Consider the following 15,528-nt stretch of genomic DNA (forward strand, 5'->3'; position numbering starts at 1 on the left):
AAATATAAAAAATTTTAAAAAGGAGAAATTATGAAAATAAAGAGTTTAGTTTTAGCTGTGGCTTTAGCGGTTTCTTGTTTAAATGCTAAATTTAGCGTTTATTTTGATGCTGGTGGAAGCGCAGGGGATAACTTTGGAACTGTTATATCAAATGGAGCAAAGGCTGCTGCAAAGGATTTGGGAGTTGATTTAAAGGTTTATTATTCAGACTGGGATCCAAATAAAATGGTTGAAAATTTTAAAACTTATAGTGCAACAATGCCTGATGGAATGGTTATAATGGGTCATCCTGGCGACGATTTGTATAAGCCATTGGTTGATAAAGCTGTAAAAAACGGTATCGTTGTAACAAGTATTGATACACCACTTAAAAAAACACAAGAAAACAATGCAGTAAGTGGTTTCGGATATGCAGGAAGTGATAATTACTCGGCTGGACTATCTATGGCAAATGAGGCGATTAGGTTTTTTGATTTAAAAAAGGGCGATAAAGTTATGATTTGGGGACTTTTAAGTCAGCCAACAAGAGGACTTCGCGCAAAGGCTATGATCGAGGTTTTAGAAAATGCTGGAATGAAAGTTGATTATATAGAAATTTCACCTGAAATAAACAAAGATCCAACCCTTGGACAAAGCGTTTTTGGTGCGTATGTGGCAAAAAATCCTGATTTAAAAGTTGCTTTTATAGATCATGGCTCACTAACTGCAACAATGGCTCAAATTATGAAAAATTTAAACATTGATAAGGATAAAATCGGTATCGCTGGATTTTCTCTTTCGCCTGCAACTTTAGCTGGTATAAAAAGTGGATATGTTGATATTATAGGTGATGCTCAGCCATATTTTCAAGGATATTTTAGCGTTTTACAAATTTATATGAGTAAAAAATACGGATTTTCAGGTTTTAGCATCGATACAGGTGGTGGATTTGTAACAAAAAACAATATCAGTTTAATTGAGCCTTTAATCAAAAATGGCATCAGATAGTGTTATAAAACTTAAAAATGCCTTTAAAAGCTTTGGTAAAACCGAGGTTTTAAAAGGCGTTGATTTTGAGCTTAAAAAGGGTGAAATTTTAGTTTTATTAGGTGATAATGGAGCTGGAAAAAGCACCCTTATAAAGTGCCTTTGTGGTTTTGATAAGTTTGACAAATTTGATGAGTTTAGCGTAAATCAAAAGGCTTTAAGCTCAAAACAAATCAACTTCAAATTTATGAGAAATTTAGGTGTTGAGGTTGTTTTTCAAGAAAGCGCAGTTTGTAAAAATCAAGAAATTTATAGAAATATTTTTGCAACAAGACATATTAAAAAATTTGGCTTTATTGATAAAAAAACTGAGATAAAAGTAGCAAATGAGCTTTTAAAAACTTATCTAAACTACACTGGTGTAGGGCTTGATGCAAAAAGTAAGGCGTTAAATTTAAGCGGCGGTGAAAGGCAAGGTTTGGCAATTGCAAGGGCGATTTATTTTAAATCAAATATTTTAATACTAGATGAGCCAACCACTGCACTTGGGGTAGCGCAGCAAAATAAACTTACGTCATATCTAAAAGAATTAAACGACGTTAGCATTATTTTAATAACTCACAGCCTAAATAAAGCCTATGAGCTTGGCGATAAATTTATCCTTTTAAAAGGCGGTAAAATCTTAAAAACCGCCCAAAAATCAGACTTTAAAACTCTAGATAGTCTTTATAGGTTTGTAGAATGACAAAAGAAAATAAAATAAATTTGGCACTAACTTTAATGCTTTTTGGAATTTGGGCTATGTTTTGCTACTTTTCTCCAAATGTTTTTTTAAGTAAAAATATATATTTTAGCTATCTTTCAAGTATTCCTTTGATTTTGATTTTAGCACTCGGACTTTTGCCACTTATCATAAGTGGGGAGTTTGATATGAGCTTTCCGTCTATAATGGCAATGGGTGGTTTTGTTTGTTCTTATGTTTTTAATAATACAAATTCGCTTTTTTTAGCAGTAATTTTTGCTTTGATTTTTGGCTGTTTGGCTGGCGTTTTTAATGCAGTTTTAGTGCTACTTTTTAAAATTCCATCCATCATAGCAACTATTGGGTCGCAGTTTTTTTGGCGTGGGTTAAGTGTTGTTTTAAGTGGTGGGTTAAGCCTTAGCTTGGCTGATGCAGATGGATTTTTAAAAGATATTTTGGTTGGTAGAGTTTTTGGAGTGCCGATGCAAAGCGTGTGGGCTTTGGTGCTATCATTTTTACTTTACATTTTGGTTTTTAAAACAAGCAGTGGTGAGAGTATTTTGTTTGTAGGTGATGATGAAAAAAATGCCAAAATGCTTGGTTTTAGACCAAATTTAACTAAATTTATGCTTTTTATAAACTCAGGTTTTATGAGCGCATTTGCTGGAGTTATTTTAAGCTTAGAATTTATAAACTGGTGGCCAAGCCAAGGTGATGGTTATATGCTACTTGTTTTTGCTGCGATTTTTATAGGTGGAACTAGCGTTTATGGTGGAAGTGGGCGAATTTATGGTACGATAATAGGCAGTATTATCATTGGTATAATGGAAAGTGGCATCGTAGCAATGGGCTTTGATGCGTTTTATACAAGGCTTGTTTATGGAGTTATTATTATAATTTCAGTTTGTGTTTATTCACTTATTTTAAATAAAAATGAGTAAATTTATGCGGATTTTAAATTTTAAAAATTCATTTAAATTTGCATTTTTTACAGCTTTAATTTGCGTTGAAATTTTATCACTTTTGCCAAAAAGCCCTGAGATAATCTTAAAATCTTGGGATAAATTTAACCATTTCCTAGCTTTTAGCACCCTTTTTGTGCTTTTTAATTTAGCTTTTAAAAGCGTTAAATTTAGAGTTTCGTTTGTACTGCTTTTGCTTTTTGGTATTCAAATAGAGATAGCTCAAAGCTTTACACCAAATAGAGAATTTTCTTTTTTTGATATTTTGGCTGATGTTGTTGGCCTTATTTTTGGGATTTTAGTGCTTAAACTCGCTAATAAATTGATGAAATTTATAGCTTGAATTTAGAGGAAAAATCCTCTAAATTTATTTAATTTTTGCTTTTGGAAGTATTAAATTCAAAAACACTCCAATAATTGCACCAAGACCTATTTGTGAAAAGCTTGCAAAACCAAAGTCAAGCACCATTCCACCAAGTGCTGGAACAAGCACAAGAGCGATAATTATCATATTTCTAGGCTCATTCATATCAACATTATTTTTAATCAAACTCTCCATTCCAACGCTTGCAATAATTCCAAATAACAAAATCATAATGCCACCTAAAACACAAGCTGGAATCGTAGCTATCAAAGCTCCAAGTTTGCCAACAAATGCAAGCAATATCGCAGTAAATGCTGACCAGGTCATAATAGCTGGATTAAAAGCTTTTGTAAGTCTTACTGCGCCTGTTACTTCTGCGTAAGTGGTGCAAGGCGGCCCAGCTAAAAGAGCTGCTACGCTTGTTGCGATGCCATCACCTAATAATGTTTTATGAAGTCCTGGTTTTTTTGTAAAGTCATAATTTGTCACATTGCTGATTGCTACGACATTACCGATATGTTCTATTATAGGGGCGATTACAACTGGTATCATATATAAAATTGCATCTAGTTCAAATTTCGGTGCTGTAAAATTTGGCACCCTAAACCAAGGAGCTTCTTTAACGGGTGAAAAGTCAATAATTCCGTAAAAATAAGAGATAATATATCCTGCTGCAATGCCACATAAAATCGGAATTAATTTTAACATTCCCTTTGCAAACATTATACATAAAAGTGTTACTAAAAGAGAAATTCCTGCTATTATCATCGCATCATTTTGGCTAAAATTCGGATTCAAAATTTGATAATTCTTAAGCATATCACCATTTGCCATTGCCATAGAAACTGCTGAGGGGCTTAAAACAAGTCCAATTGTCATTATCACAGGTCCAACAACAATCGGTGGTAAAAATTTATCAATAAAACTTTTTCCTTTAATTTTTACAAAAAAACTAAATGCTGAATACACTAAACCAGCAAAAAATACTCCTCCCATGGCAACTGGAAGACCCCATTTGCTAACAGCAAATGAAATTGGGGCTATGAAAGCAAAACTACTTGCTAAGAAAATAGGCACCACTTTTTGGCGGCAAATTAGCTGAAAAATTAGTGTTCCAAGTCCGGCTGTAAATAACGCAACACTTATATCAAGCCCGCATAAAATCGGCATTAAAACAAGTGCGCCAAATGCAACAAACAAAAACTGTGCACCCAGAAGTGCATCTTTGAATCTAAACTTATAATCAGTCATAAATCTCCTTAAAATTATCAAATTTTATAATTTTTAGTGTTTTAAAATTTAGAAATTTATGAAAGATGAAAAATTTAAAAGTATTGGGCTTATGAACAAGAAAGCTTTTCAAAAAATTTCCATTCTTTTAGCTTTGGCTTGTAAACTCAAAGAGTAAAGTTTACAAAGAAATTACGCCAAACTCGGTGCTATAAGTAAAATTGTAATTTTCCGAAGAGGAATATTACAATAAAATTTATTAAATTTTGTTTAGATTTTGTAAATTTACCTATTTTTTAATGCATCTCTTATTTCTCTTAGAAGCTGGATATCTTCGCTTGGCTCTTTTGGGACTTCTTCTGTTTTAGGTTTTTCTCTTTTTAGTTTGTTTATTGCTTTTATGGCTACAAAAATACAAAATGCAATAATAATAAAATCAATTGTGGTTTGTATAAAGTTACCATAGTTTAGTGTTACAGCTGCTACTTCTCCATGAGCTTCTTTTAGCACTATTTTAAAATCTGTAAAATTTACACCACCTGTTATAACACCTATTACTGGCATCATCACATCGCTTACTAGTGAGCTTACTATTTTGCCAAATGCACTTCCTATGACAACACCTACTGCCATATCAATGACATTTCCACGAACTGCAAATTCTTTAAATTCTTTTATAAAACTCATTTTTTTCCTTTATTGTTTAGTTATTTTTCAAAAAAACAATTCTTATTACATCTAAATGACAAACCATATTAAAGTTTTTAAATTTAACGCTAAGAGTGGTAAAACTTCTATAGATTAATCATTTGTAAAATTTTATATCTTTTTTAATTTAATTTCTTTTTCCTCATTTTTATATTGATAAGTTCTACTGCCAAAGAAAAAGCCATAGAAAAGTAGATATAACCTTTTGGTATATGAAGTCCAAATCCATCAGCTACTAAAGCTACTCCAACTAAAATCAAAAATGATAAAGCTAAAATTTTAATAGTAGGATTGTCATCTACAAATTTACTTATTGCTTTGCTTGCCACCATCATAACACCCACTGCTATGATAACTGCTAGTATCATAATTTCAATGTGATCTGCCATACCAACAGCAGTTATTACACTATCTAGTGAAAAAACTATATCTAGAATGGAAATTTGAATTATTATAGAAGCAAAACTTACTTTTTTTGTGCTAATATGCTCTTCGTGAGTTTGACCTGAAATGTTTGAGTCAATTTCTGTGGTTGATTTATATATTAAAAAAAGTCCCCCAATAATTAAAATCAAATCTCTACCCGAAATTTCTTCTCCAAATACACTAAACAAAGGAGCCGTCAATTTCATAATCCAAAACAGGCTTAAAAGTAGTAAAATTCTACTTATCATGGCAAAGCCAAGACCTACGATTCTAGCCTTGTTTTGCTCTTCTTTTGGAAGTCTTGAACATAAAATTGCTATAAAAATAATATTATCAATACCTAAAACTATCTCAAGTCCGATGAGGGTAAAAAGACTTATCCACGCTTCAGGTGAGGTAAACCATTCAAACATCTAATTCCTTCTTTAAAAATCTTTTAATTTTACTTAAATTTAATTAGAAAAAGCTAAAAGCTCTATTATGGTTTTTGGTAAAATTTCATATTCAAGCTTATGGATATTTTCCTCCCACTCTTCTAGGCTCATACCTTTTTTCCTATAAAAAACTAGTTGATTTATAAGTTTTCCTCCATCAAGCTCTTCGCTTACAAAATGCACACTTACTCCACCTACTAGCATGTCGCTATTAAAACTCTCTTTTATAGCGTTACCACCCTTAAAAAGTGGAAGAATTGAGGGATGAAGATTAATGGCTTTTATGTTTTTTGTAAAAATTGGAGTTAAAATTCTCATAAATCCAGCTAAGATTGTCAAATCGATGTTTTTCTCTTGTATTAAATTTACAAGTTTTTCATCAAAATTCTCTCTTGTTTTAAACTCTTTATGGTTTATAACAACTGTTTTTAGTCCAAATTTTTCAGCTCTTTGTATTCCAAAGGCATCAGGATTATTACAAATTAACAAATCACACTTTATGGTAACACCATTAAAAGTTTTATTGTGAACTTTTTCTAAAATATTTTCTAAATTTGAGCCATTTCCACTAAATAAAATTGCTATTTTTTTTACAGACATTTTATACCTTCTATTATATCATTTGGAGTTAATGCGTATGAGTTTTTTTTGAAATTTAAAACGCTTAATGAATGAGCTAAAACTCCATTAATTGCTGCTTCAAGTGGTGAGTAGTTTTGAGCTAAAAGACCACCTATAATACCAGCTAATGCATCTCCGCTTCCAGCCTTTGCTAATATGCTTGAGCCAAAATTAGAAACAAAAATTTTGCCTTTATAAGAAACTATTGTATTTGCACCTTTTAAAACTAAAACACTATTAAATTTTTCACTCCATTTTCTAGCTAAATCAAATCTATTAGCTTGAACATCTTTTATGCTAAAATCTCCAAGCCCAGCCAAATTTAACAGTGAAGCAAATTCTTTTGGATGAGGTGTTAGAACTAAATTTTCATTTTTTTCTAAAAATGGTACGATTTCTTTTTTATAACATAAATCAGCATCTATTACGCAAATTTTATCTTTTAAAAGTTCTAAGTTTAGAGTTTTTTCTCCAAGCCCACATCCAGCAACTAGAACTTTTGCTTTGGTAAATGAGTTTGTCTGAATAATAAATGGATCTAAATTTGGTATTTTTTCATCACTTACTACACTAACTAGTCCAGCTCCTATGCTAAAACCAGCATTTGCAGCGATTATTGCAGCTCCTTTTAAATCCCCACTTATTACATAAAGATGCCCAAAATTCCCTTTATTTGTATCTTGTAAATGCCTAAATGGTAAATTTAAATCAGTTTTTTCAAGTAAAAAACTATCACTTATAGTTTCAAAATTTGCTTTACTAATGCCTAAATTTGCTAGAATTATTTTACCAACTAAATCTTTTGAACTGTCTAAAAAAAGTGCTAGTTTTAAGGCTCCCATTGTAATTGTAAAGTCCGCTATAAAAGCATTTTGAGTGATTTTACCGCTTTTAGTTATTCCACTTGGGATATCAACAGCAATTTTTAAACCTTTTGTTTTGTTTAATTCATTTATGATTTTGCAAACTTTATCGCTCATATCACGGTTTAAACCACTTCCAAAAATTCCATCCACAAAGCATTCATACGCACTAAATTCTGGATTTTCAACCGAATTTACATGAGCTTTTTTTGCTTTATCAAGCTGCATTGAAGCCATTAAATTTAGCTTATTTGAAGTTAAGAAAATATCACACTCATAGTCATTTGATAGTTTTCTAGCTGTACAGATCGCATCTGCAGCGTTGTTGCCACTACCACAAACAAATAAAATTTTTGATTTTTGTTGTAAATTTTGTCTAATTACTTCTTCGATTTTTGAAGCGGCGTTTTCTTGTAAAATTTCTTCATTTAATCCAAACTCACTTATTGCTCTTTCATCTAGCATTTTTGTATCATAATATAAATTTGTCATTCAAATTTCCTTGTTTTTTATGATTTTTATTGAGCGCTTTTTTTAAAATTTGGCTTTTATCTTTTATGCAGTTTGTGTCTTTAATAGTTTTTAAAGCCTTGGTTGAGTTTAAAATAGTATAGATTTTTGAATTTAAAATAATTGCTGTTGTAAAAAGATTTGTTTTTACAATGTTTGCTTTACCACTCTTTTTTATTATAACATTTTTAAGATTGTTAGCATTAAAATGTGCAAACATACTTAAAGATAATAATTTGGTCTTTATCTTATATAAAAAATCAATAAAGACCAAATATTTTAAAGGTTTCATTTCGATTTTTCTTTTAACCTTTTTTTATATTCTTTTGAAAATTTTTTCTTTTGGCTATAGCTAATTTTTTCTATAAAAAGGTGTCCGTCTAAATGATCCATTTCATGCTGTACACAAACAGCTAAAAGTTCACTTGCACTAAGTTCTACAAACTCGCCAAATCTATTTTGAAATCTTACTTTTATATCACTTGATCTTGTAACATCTTCAAAAAATTCAGGTACCGAAAGGCAACCTTCTTGATATGTAATTTCTCCATTTTTTTCTAAAATTTCAGGATTGATTATCTCAATTAGGTCATTTTTATCTTGGATGCCTTCTTCATTTAATAAATTTATAACCAAAGCTCGAAGTGGTTTACCTACTTGAATTGCCGCAAGTCCAATGCCTTTTTTAGCTATCATAGTTTCATACATATCATCTAAAAATTTATGTAAATTCTCATCAAATTTCTCAACATTTTTAGACTTTTGATACAATCTTTTATCTGGATATGTCAAAACTTCCAAAACCATCTACTTTGAACTCTTTTCTAAAACCTTATCGATAATTCCATACTCTTTTGCTTCAGCTGCACTCATGAAAAAATCTCTATCGGTATCTTTTTCTATCTTTTTTATGCTTTGGTTTGTATTTTTAGCCAAAATTTCATTTAATGTTTTTTTAATTCTCAAAATTTCATTTGCTTGAATTTCAATATCTGTTGCTTGACCTTGAGCTCCACCAAGTGGTTGATGAATCATAATGCGTGAGTTTGGTAGAGCAAATCTTTTATCTTTTGCTCCACAGCTTAGTAAAAATGCACCCATTGAGGCAGCTTGACCGATACAAATCGTGCTAACATCAGCTCTTATATAATTCATTGTATCATAAATACTAAGCCCACTTGTAACAACACCACCTGGACTATTTATGTACAAATAGATATCTTTTTCAGGATCTTCTGCTTCCAAAAAAAGCAGCTGAGAGACGATAGAGCTTGCTACATCATCGTTTATTTCGCCACTTAACATAATAATTCTATCTTTTAAAAGACGTGAGTAGATATCATAGCTTCTTTCGCCTCTGCTAGATTTTTCAATAACATAAGGTATGTAAAATGCCATTATTTCCCTTCTTCTTTAGTAGCTTTTTTAGTTGTTTTTTTAGCAGGTTTTTCTTCTTTTTTATCTTCTTTGCCATCTGCTTTTTCATCTTTTGGTTCAGGAAGTTTAAACAAATCATTAAATAGCTTTTCTTCTATTAAGGCCATTTTAACAGCTGGTAAAATTCCTTGTTTTTGATAAGTCTCAAGATGTTTTTTAGGATCAATTCCGTTTTGATAAGCTTCAAAATAAATAGCTTGAACCAACTCTTGATCACTTACTTCAACTTTTCTTTCTTTTGCAAGCTCATCAATTATAAACGTTAGTTTTACGCTTTTTTCAGCTTCTTTTCTAAACTCTTCTCTTTTGTTTTTTAAAGCATCTTTATCGGTTCTAAATTTTTCCATATCTTCTTTTGTAAAACTATTCCATGAATTTCTAAATTGCAAATCAATTTCTTGCTCAACTATGGTTTTAGGTAGATCAAAATCAAATTTTTCAGTCATATCTTCAACAAATTTAGGTTTTAATTCTTCGTTTAAAATTTTGTTAAATTTATCATGTTTGATTTGGTTTTCTATCCTTTCTTCAAAAGCTTTTATTGTTAATTTTTCATCGCCAGTAAGTTCTGTTAATGTTTTTTTGTCAAGTTTTTTAGCAGGATTTTTAGCTTGAATTTCGTGTAGTTTTACTTTAAAAACAACATCTTTTCCAGCTAAATTTTTTGCATTATAGTCACTTGGAAAAGTTAAATTAATATCTTTTTCTTCACCAGGTTTTAATCCTATCATTGCATCTTCAAAGCCTGGAATAAACTGGTTTGAGCCTATTTCTAAGCTGTAGTCTTTTGCGCTGCCACCCTCAAAAGCCTTACCGTCTAAAAATCCTTCAAAGTCAAATTTTGCAAAATCACCTTTTTCAAGACTATCTTTATCTGCTTTTTCAAGTGGAGCAACCATTAATAATAATTCATCAATTTTTGTTTTTACTTCATCTTTTGAAGCTTCTGGAATTTCATACTTAGGAATAAGCTTTTCATATCCTTTTATATCAATTTCTGGTTTAAAAGAAATTTCAATAATTGTGTCTATACCACCATTAACTTCCTCAAATTTTGCAAAAACAGGCTCACCTAAAAGATCACTTTGTTTTTTATTTAAATTTTTTAGGCCATCATCAATAGCTTTTTTAAAAAGTTCTTGTTTTGCATCATCTAAAAGTGCTTTCTCGTATCTTTTCTTTACAACATTAACAGGAACTTTTCCTGGTCTAAATCCATCGATTCTTACTTGTTTTGCTGTTTTAACAGCTATTTCATTTACTTTATTTTCAATGCTTTTTGCATCAAATTTAGCATCAATCGATGCATTTGCTGAATTAATCAGTTTTGAACTAACTTCCATTATTTTCCTTTTGAAATTTAAAATTTAAATGTTAATAATATCAGATTTTACCTTATTTTAAGTATAAATTTAAAAATTTTATTATCGGTAAAGTGATTTTGTTGTAAAATGGACTAAAAATTTTTAAGGAAAAGTATGGATAATAGCAAAAAAAAGAGTATTGAATTTGAAAAATCTGTGAAAAATATGCTTGAAATTTTAGGAGAAGATCCAAATCGTGAGGGATTGATAAAAACTCCACAGAGGGTTTTTAAGGCTTATGAGTTTATGACAAGTGGCTATAAACAAGATCCAAAAGTTGTGCTAAATGATGCTTTATTTGAAAGCTCAAACAACGAAATGGTCTTAATAAAAGATATAGAATTTTATAGCCTTTGTGAACATCACTTATTGCCAATTATAGGAAGAGCACATGTTGCTTATATACCAAATGGAAAGGTTGTGGGTTTATCTAAAATTCCAAGAATGGTAAATATATTTGCAAGAAGGCTTCAAATTCAAGAACAACTTACCGAACAAATTGCTGGAGCCTTGCAAGAAGTTATTAATCCGCGTGGTGTTGGGGTTGTTTTGGAAGCTAGGCATATGTGCATTGAAATGAGGGGAGTTGAAAAGATAAACTCTACAACTACAACTTCAGCATTAAGAGGAAGTTTTATCTCAGATCCAAGAACTAGGAAAGAGTTTTTTTCTTTAATAAACTCATCAAGAGAGGCGAGATTTTAAAATTGTTTAACTTTGTAAATTAAAAATTTAATCAGTTTAGTGTATTATTTCAAATAAGATAAAACTTATCCTATTTAAAAATTTTAATAAAGATTAAGAAATTTAAGGAGAAAATTTATAATGAAAAGAGTCTACTTAGACAACAATGCAACAACTATGATGGCACCTGAAGCCTATGAGGCAATGCTACCATATTTTTGCCAAAAATATGGTAATCCAAACTCGCTTCACGACTTTGGCATAGAGACAACTCCTGCTTTAAGAAAGGCCATGGATCAGCTATATGCAGGAATTGGAGCATCAGACATGGATGATGTAATTATCACTTCTTGTGCAACTGAGAGTAATAATTGGGTTTTAAAGGGTATTTATTTTGATAAAATTTTCAATAAAGATAAAGACCATATTATAATTTCATCAGTTGAGCATCCTGCTATTAGCCACACCTGTTCATTTTTGGAGCAATTAGGTGTTAGGGTAACAAGGCTTGATGTAAATAGTGATGGGCTCATAAATAAAGAAGATTTAAAAAATGTAATTGATGATAAAACCGCCCTTGTTAGCATAATGTGGGCAAATAATGAAACAGGAGCTATTTTCCCAATAAAAGAATTAGCCAAAATCGCCCATGAAAGAGGAGTTTTGTTTCACACAGATGCAACTCAAGCTGTTGGAAAAATCAAAGTAAATGTAATGGATGCTGGAGTTGATTTTTTAAGTTTTTCAGCACATAAATTCCATGGACCAAAAGGAGTTGGAGGACTTTATATAAGAAATTCTCAAAAGCTTACTCCGCTTTTACATGGTGGTGAGCATATGGGTGGACGAAGAAGTGGAACTTTAAATGTTCCATATATAGTTGCTATGGGTGAGGCCTTAGAGCTTGCGAATAAATTTATAAATATGGAAAATGTACATGTAAGAAGACTAAGAGATAAGCTTGAAGATGCACTTTTGGAAATTCCTGATGTGACTGTTGTTGGAAAAAAAGAATTTAGAACTCCAAATACAATTTTAGCAAGCATTAAAGGTGTTGAAGGAGAGGCAATGCTTTGGGATTTAAATAAAGCTGGCATTGCTGCATCAACTGGATCTGCGTGCGCTAGTGAAACACTTGAAAGCAACCCTATAATGGAGGCAATTGGAGCCGATAAAGAGCTTGCTCATACAGCCTTAAGACTTTCTTTATCAAGATACAATACAGAAGAAGAGATAGATTATGCTATCGTTCAAATAAAAAAAGCGGTTGAGAGATTGAGAGCTATTTCAAGTAGTTTTGCGTATGCACCAAAAAATCATAAAAGCGGATTATAAAAAGGATAAAAAATGGCAAAAGATAATTTAATAAGTGGATCATTTTGGGAGGATTACTCACAAAAGGTTCAAGATAGGATGAATAACCCTAAATTTATGGGCGAAATAACAGAAGAAGAAGCAAAAGAAAAGGGTTGCAAACTTATAGTTGCTGATTTTGGAGCTGAGAGCTGTGGGGATGCGGTTAGGCTTTATTGGCTTGTGGATGAAAAAACAAACATTATAAAAGAGGCAAAATTTAGAAGTTTTGGCTGTGGAACAGCAATTGCAAGTAGTGATACTATGGCTGAGCTTTGTGTTGGTAAAACAGTTGATCAAGCCGTAAAAATAACAAACATAGATGTAGAAAAGGCAATGCGTGATGATCCAAATACTCCAGCCGTTCCACCTCAAAAAATGCACTGTTCAGTTATGGCATACGATGTTATAAAAGCCGCTGCAGCGCAGTATAAAGGAATAGATCCTGAGCATTTTGAAGATGAGATAATAGTATGCGAGTGTGCAAGAGTAAGCCTTGGAACAATAAAAGAAGTTATTAGGCTAAATGACTTAAAGACCGTTGAAGAGATAACTCAATACACTAAAGCAGGTGCATTTTGTAAAAGCTGTATAAGACCTGGTGGACATGAAAAAAGAGAGTATTATTTAGAAGATATTTTAGCATCTACTAGAGCTGAAATGGAGCAAGAAAAACTCTCTAAAATAGCTGATTCTCATAAACAAGGTGATAATTTCGAAGAGCTTAATACAATAGGTCAATTTAAAATGGTTGAGGCAATTATAGATGAGGAAATTCGCCCAATGCTAATGATGGACGGTGGGGATTTAGATATAGTTGATATCAGAAAAAGTGATGATGGCAAAACTGACATTTATATAAGATATTTAGGAGCTTGCAGTGGTTGTGCAAGTGGCTCTACAGGAACACTTTTTGCAATAGAAGCAGTATTAAAAGAAAATTTAAGCCCAAATATAAGGGTTATGCCGATATAAAACTAAATAAGTGTGAGTTAAATTTGAAAATTTTCAGCCCTTTTTAGTTTTAAATTTGGGCTGAGATTTAATTATAAATTTACATTTAAAGGTTAAATTTGAAAAACAAATTTTTAAATTCATTTATAATTATAACTTTAGTTTTAGTTGCTTTTGTAGTTTATAATAAATTTAAACTCTCTCAAAATTTTCATTTTACAGTCACAGCTGATACAGTTATAAAACCAGGTTCTGAAATTTCAAAGTATGTAACTCAAGATGAAGTTGATGAATTTGCATTTACTTACTGGGATATCTATGATGAAAACGGTGTAAGATATCAAGAACCAAACGCTACACTTAAAATTTTAAGAGACTACTTAGAAGCTAAAGATACAAACTCTGTTCTTAAATTTCTAAAAGACAACAATCTAAGTGTAGATGCAAAGCTTCAGTATAATACAACCCCGCTTATGTATTCTAGTTTTCACAATGATGAAAATACTACAAAAGCCTTGATAAATTTAGGTGCTGATGTATCGTATAAAGATAAATACGGACTTAATCCACTAGCTTATGCGGTAGAAAATAATTCTACAAAAGTAGCCAAAATTTTAGTAGATAGCGGGGCTAAATTTGAGGATATAGAAGAAGTTCAACTCTATTTGCAAAATTTAGACATTATCTCACAAATCATAATAGATGGAAATAAAATGAAACTTATTTACCAATCAAATGGGGCAGTAAAAGATAAAGATAGTGATGCAAAACCTGGATATACTTTAATACACTATCTTTTAATGAATAATTTTATTGAATTAACAGAGCTAGCACTCAAAAGTGGTTTTAGACCTGAGTGTATAGCTGAGTCAGATGTATATGGCAAAGATTGTTATAAGTTATTAATAACAATAGCTGACTTCGAACCAATGCTAAATCTTCTCCTTGAACATAATGTCTCAGGACAACCCTCAAAAGAACTTATGAAAATAGAGTATGATAAGTGTTATGAGAACTATAAATATTATATTAGTGATTATATAAATTTTTTATATTATCCTTTGATGGGTATTGATAAAGAAAAAGAAAATAAGTTAATACAAGAGTATTCTAAAAAAAAGACAATACAAACAATATCATGGAAATATTTCTTTTATGACAAAAGCACTTATACGAGATGGGATAATAATTAGAATACCAAAAGAACCAGATAGAGAGATAGTAAATAATTATAAAAATGGTATAGAATTTTATAAAAAATATTGTGTAAAAGATAAAGAACTAAATACAGAAAGCTTACTTGATATAAACTCATCATCGCCATTTAAAAAACTTGTTGAATTTGAAAAAACAAAACCTAATAAAAATGATAGCTTTAAAAATGTAAAAGAATTTATAAGCTATAAGAATGAAAGTGAAAAAAGAAGTGAAATAGCATGGTTTTATAATGCATTTGAAGATGATAAAACTAAGATTATTTATATTGATGATAATCAAATTAAATCAAATTTAAAAAATATAAAGAAGTAGTTGATTTAAAAAAATCTAATTAAAATTATTACTTAATTGATAAAAATTAAAACAAAAGATAAGGGAACAAGGGGAATGGTAAGTTTAGCATCTCACATCAAACCACAAAATTTATAACTTTGCTTCAAATTTAAAACTACATCTATTTTATTTAAACTAATGCTACTATTTTACAAAAATCAAATTTAAAAAAGGTCAGAACTTAACAAATTTATAGATTAGAATTACTTAAATTTCATGATTTCTAACTCTATTTTTCATCTCCCCCAAATTTCTTCCAACATTTTCTCCCACTTTAATGAAACTTTAAGCTTTATGTTTGTATAATTTCATTTCCGTTTTACGAAAGACCTCTTAAACGAGTTGTTTAAACAGTTCTT

General features: G+C 30.7%; 18 protein-coding genes. 9 read left to right on the plus strand and 9 right to left on the minus strand.

What is annotated here, in order from left to right; translation table 11 throughout:
* The first annotated feature begins 30 nt into the window (after positions 1-30).
* From O6B72_RS08290 to O6B72_RS08305, 4 genes are read left to right on the plus strand one after another with little or no spacing between them, the layout of a single operon-like run.
* Positions 31-987, plus strand: coding sequence for a sugar ABC transporter substrate-binding protein (locus O6B72_RS08290; RefSeq protein ID WP_269487240.1), 957 nt, complete (start codon positions 31-33; stop codon positions 985-987).
* Positions 974-1,711 (plus strand): ATP-binding cassette domain-containing protein, encoded by a 738-nt coding sequence (locus tag O6B72_RS08295; protein WP_269492824.1) that lies wholly within the window; start codon positions 974-976, stop codon positions 1,709-1,711. The genes O6B72_RS08290 and O6B72_RS08295 overlap by 14 nt, the downstream gene beginning before the upstream one ends.
* The gene (locus tag O6B72_RS08300; RefSeq protein ID WP_269492826.1) at positions 1,708-2,649 is read left to right on the plus strand and encodes an ABC transporter permease; all 942 of its coding nucleotides are present in this window, start codon (positions 1,708-1,710) and stop codon (positions 2,647-2,649) included. Before O6B72_RS08295 ends, O6B72_RS08300 begins: the two co-directional genes overlap by 4 nt.
* A complete protein-coding gene (locus O6B72_RS08305; RefSeq protein ID WP_269492828.1) occupies positions 2,642-3,013 on the plus strand; it encodes a VanZ family protein in 372 nt (123 codons plus the stop codon). The genes O6B72_RS08300 and O6B72_RS08305 overlap by 8 nt, the downstream gene beginning before the upstream one ends.
* A 24-nt stretch (positions 3,014-3,037) precedes the next feature.
* Here O6B72_RS08305 and O6B72_RS08310 read toward each other — a convergent pair whose 3' ends face one another.
* The 9 genes from O6B72_RS08310 to tig form a co-directional block, all read right to left on the minus strand.
* Complete coding sequence (locus tag O6B72_RS08310) at positions 3,038-4,285, minus strand: uracil-xanthine permease family protein (protein ID WP_269492830.1); 1,248 nt, start codon at positions 4,283-4,285, stop codon at positions 3,038-3,040.
* Positions 4,286-4,549: 264 nt separating this feature from the next.
* Positions 4,550-4,951 carry a large-conductance mechanosensitive channel protein MscL gene (gene mscL, locus O6B72_RS08315; protein WP_269492832.1) on the minus strand — a complete coding sequence of 134 codons (402 nt, stop codon included), beginning with the start codon at positions 4,949-4,951 and terminating at the stop codon, positions 4,550-4,552.
* A 143-nt stretch (positions 4,952-5,094) separates the two neighbouring features.
* Complete coding sequence (locus O6B72_RS08320; protein WP_269492833.1) at positions 5,095-5,811, minus strand: TerC family protein; 717 nt, start codon at positions 5,809-5,811, stop codon at positions 5,095-5,097.
* A gap of 39 nt (positions 5,812-5,850) precedes the next feature.
* The gene (purN, locus tag O6B72_RS08325; protein ID WP_101637616.1) at positions 5,851-6,432 is read right to left on the minus strand and encodes a phosphoribosylglycinamide formyltransferase; all 582 of its coding nucleotides are present in this window, start codon (positions 6,430-6,432) and stop codon (positions 5,851-5,853) included.
* On the minus strand, positions 6,423-7,808 hold the full coding sequence (locus O6B72_RS08330) for an NAD(P)H-hydrate dehydratase (RefSeq protein WP_269492834.1): 1,386 nt from the start codon (positions 7,806-7,808) through the stop codon (positions 6,423-6,425). The genes purN and O6B72_RS08330 overlap by 10 nt, the downstream gene beginning before the upstream one ends.
* Positions 7,789-8,118 carry a hypothetical protein gene (locus O6B72_RS08335; protein WP_269492835.1) on the minus strand — a complete coding sequence of 110 codons (330 nt, stop codon included), beginning with the start codon at positions 8,116-8,118 and terminating at the stop codon, positions 7,789-7,791. Before O6B72_RS08335 ends, O6B72_RS08330 begins: the two co-directional genes overlap by 20 nt.
* Complete coding sequence (def, locus tag O6B72_RS08340) at positions 8,115-8,633, minus strand: peptide deformylase (protein WP_269492836.1); 519 nt, start codon at positions 8,631-8,633, stop codon at positions 8,115-8,117. The genes O6B72_RS08335 and def overlap by 4 nt, the downstream gene beginning before the upstream one ends.
* Positions 8,634-9,224 carry an ATP-dependent Clp endopeptidase proteolytic subunit ClpP gene (gene clpP / locus O6B72_RS08345; RefSeq protein ID WP_016646415.1) on the minus strand — a complete coding sequence of 197 codons (591 nt, stop codon included), beginning with the start codon at positions 9,222-9,224 and terminating at the stop codon, positions 8,634-8,636.
* Complete coding sequence (gene tig, locus O6B72_RS08350; protein ID WP_269492837.1) at positions 9,224-10,606, minus strand: trigger factor; 1,383 nt, start codon at positions 10,604-10,606, stop codon at positions 9,224-9,226. Before tig ends, clpP begins: the two co-directional genes overlap by 1 nt.
* Before the next feature lie 135 nt (positions 10,607-10,741).
* Here tig and folE point away from each other — a divergent pair, with 135 nt between their 5' ends.
* The 5 genes from folE (at position 10,742) to O6B72_RS08375 (ending at position 15,148) form a co-directional block, all read left to right on the plus strand.
* Positions 10,742-11,332, plus strand: a complete 591-nt coding sequence (gene folE, locus O6B72_RS08355) for a GTP cyclohydrolase I FolE (RefSeq protein ID WP_114675438.1) — start codon at positions 10,742-10,744, stop codon at positions 11,330-11,332.
* Between the two features lie 120 nt (positions 11,333-11,452).
* Positions 11,453-12,646, plus strand: a complete 1,194-nt coding sequence (locus O6B72_RS08360) for a NifS family cysteine desulfurase (RefSeq protein WP_269492838.1) — start codon at positions 11,453-11,455, stop codon at positions 12,644-12,646.
* 12 nt (positions 12,647-12,658) lie between these two features.
* Positions 12,659-13,639: an iron-sulfur cluster assembly scaffold protein gene (locus O6B72_RS08365; RefSeq protein ID WP_269492839.1), complete on the plus strand. Its 981-nt coding sequence runs from the start codon at positions 12,659-12,661 to the stop codon at positions 13,637-13,639.
* Between the two features lie 98 nt (positions 13,640-13,737).
* Entirely contained in the window at positions 13,738-14,811 is a 1,074-nt protein-coding gene (locus O6B72_RS08370; protein ID WP_269492840.1) for an ankyrin repeat domain-containing protein, read from the plus strand.
* Positions 14,774-15,148, plus strand: a complete 375-nt coding sequence (locus O6B72_RS08375) for a hypothetical protein (protein WP_269492841.1) — start codon at positions 14,774-14,776, stop codon at positions 15,146-15,148. The genes O6B72_RS08370 and O6B72_RS08375 overlap by 38 nt, the downstream gene beginning before the upstream one ends.
* Positions 15,149-15,528: the final 380 nt, after the last annotated feature.

It is taken from the genome of Campylobacter ureolyticus (genome assembly GCF_027277485.1).
In the GTDB taxonomy this organism is placed as follows: Bacteria; Campylobacterota; Campylobacteria; order Campylobacterales; family Campylobacteraceae; genus Campylobacter_B; species Campylobacter_B ureolyticus_B.

What these genes read in the sequence shown, in the direction of transcription:
- O6B72_RS08290 (WP_269487240.1), top strand. Translation starts at nt 31, where the DNA reads ATGAAAATAAAGAGTTTAGTTTTAGCTGTGGCTTTAGCGGTTTCTTGT.
- O6B72_RS08295 (WP_269492824.1), top strand. Translation starts at nt 974, where the DNA reads ATGGCATCAGATAGTGTTATAAAACTTAAAAATGCCTTTAAAAGCTTT.
- O6B72_RS08300 (WP_269492826.1), top strand. Translation starts at nt 1,708, where the DNA reads ATGACAAAAGAAAATAAAATAAATTTGGCACTAACTTTAATGCTTTTT.
- O6B72_RS08305 (WP_269492828.1), top strand. Translation starts at nt 2,642, where the DNA reads ATGAGTAAATTTATGCGGATTTTAAATTTTAAAAATTCATTTAAATTT.
- O6B72_RS08310 (WP_269492830.1), bottom strand. Translation starts at nt 4,285, where the DNA reads ATGACTGATTATAAGTTTAGATTCAAAGATGCACTTCTGGGTGCACAG.
- mscL (WP_269492832.1), bottom strand. Translation starts at nt 4,951, where the DNA reads ATGAGTTTTATAAAAGAATTTAAAGAATTTGCAGTTCGTGGAAATGTC.
- O6B72_RS08320 (WP_269492833.1), bottom strand. Translation starts at nt 5,811, where the DNA reads ATGTTTGAATGGTTTACCTCACCTGAAGCGTGGATAAGTCTTTTTACC.
- purN (WP_101637616.1), bottom strand. Translation starts at nt 6,432, where the DNA reads ATGTCTGTAAAAAAAATAGCAATTTTATTTAGTGGAAATGGCTCAAAT.
- O6B72_RS08330 (WP_269492834.1), bottom strand. Translation starts at nt 7,808, where the DNA reads ATGACAAATTTATATTATGATACAAAAATGCTAGATGAAAGAGCAATA.
- O6B72_RS08335 (WP_269492835.1), bottom strand. Translation starts at nt 8,118, where the DNA reads ATGAAACCTTTAAAATATTTGGTCTTTATTGATTTTTTATATAAGATA.
- def (WP_269492836.1), bottom strand. Translation starts at nt 8,633, where the DNA reads ATGGTTTTGGAAGTTTTGACATATCCAGATAAAAGATTGTATCAAAAG.
- clpP (WP_016646415.1), bottom strand. Translation starts at nt 9,224, where the DNA reads ATGGCATTTTACATACCTTATGTTATTGAAAAATCTAGCAGAGGCGAA.
- tig (WP_269492837.1), bottom strand. Translation starts at nt 10,606, where the DNA reads ATGGAAGTTAGTTCAAAACTGATTAATTCAGCAAATGCATCGATTGAT.
- folE (WP_114675438.1), top strand. Translation starts at nt 10,742, where the DNA reads ATGGATAATAGCAAAAAAAAGAGTATTGAATTTGAAAAATCTGTGAAA.
- O6B72_RS08360 (WP_269492838.1), top strand. Translation starts at nt 11,453, where the DNA reads ATGAAAAGAGTCTACTTAGACAACAATGCAACAACTATGATGGCACCT.
- O6B72_RS08365 (WP_269492839.1), top strand. Translation starts at nt 12,659, where the DNA reads ATGGCAAAAGATAATTTAATAAGTGGATCATTTTGGGAGGATTACTCA.
- O6B72_RS08375 (WP_269492841.1), top strand. Translation starts at nt 14,774, where the DNA reads ATGACAAAAGCACTTATACGAGATGGGATAATAATTAGAATACCAAAA.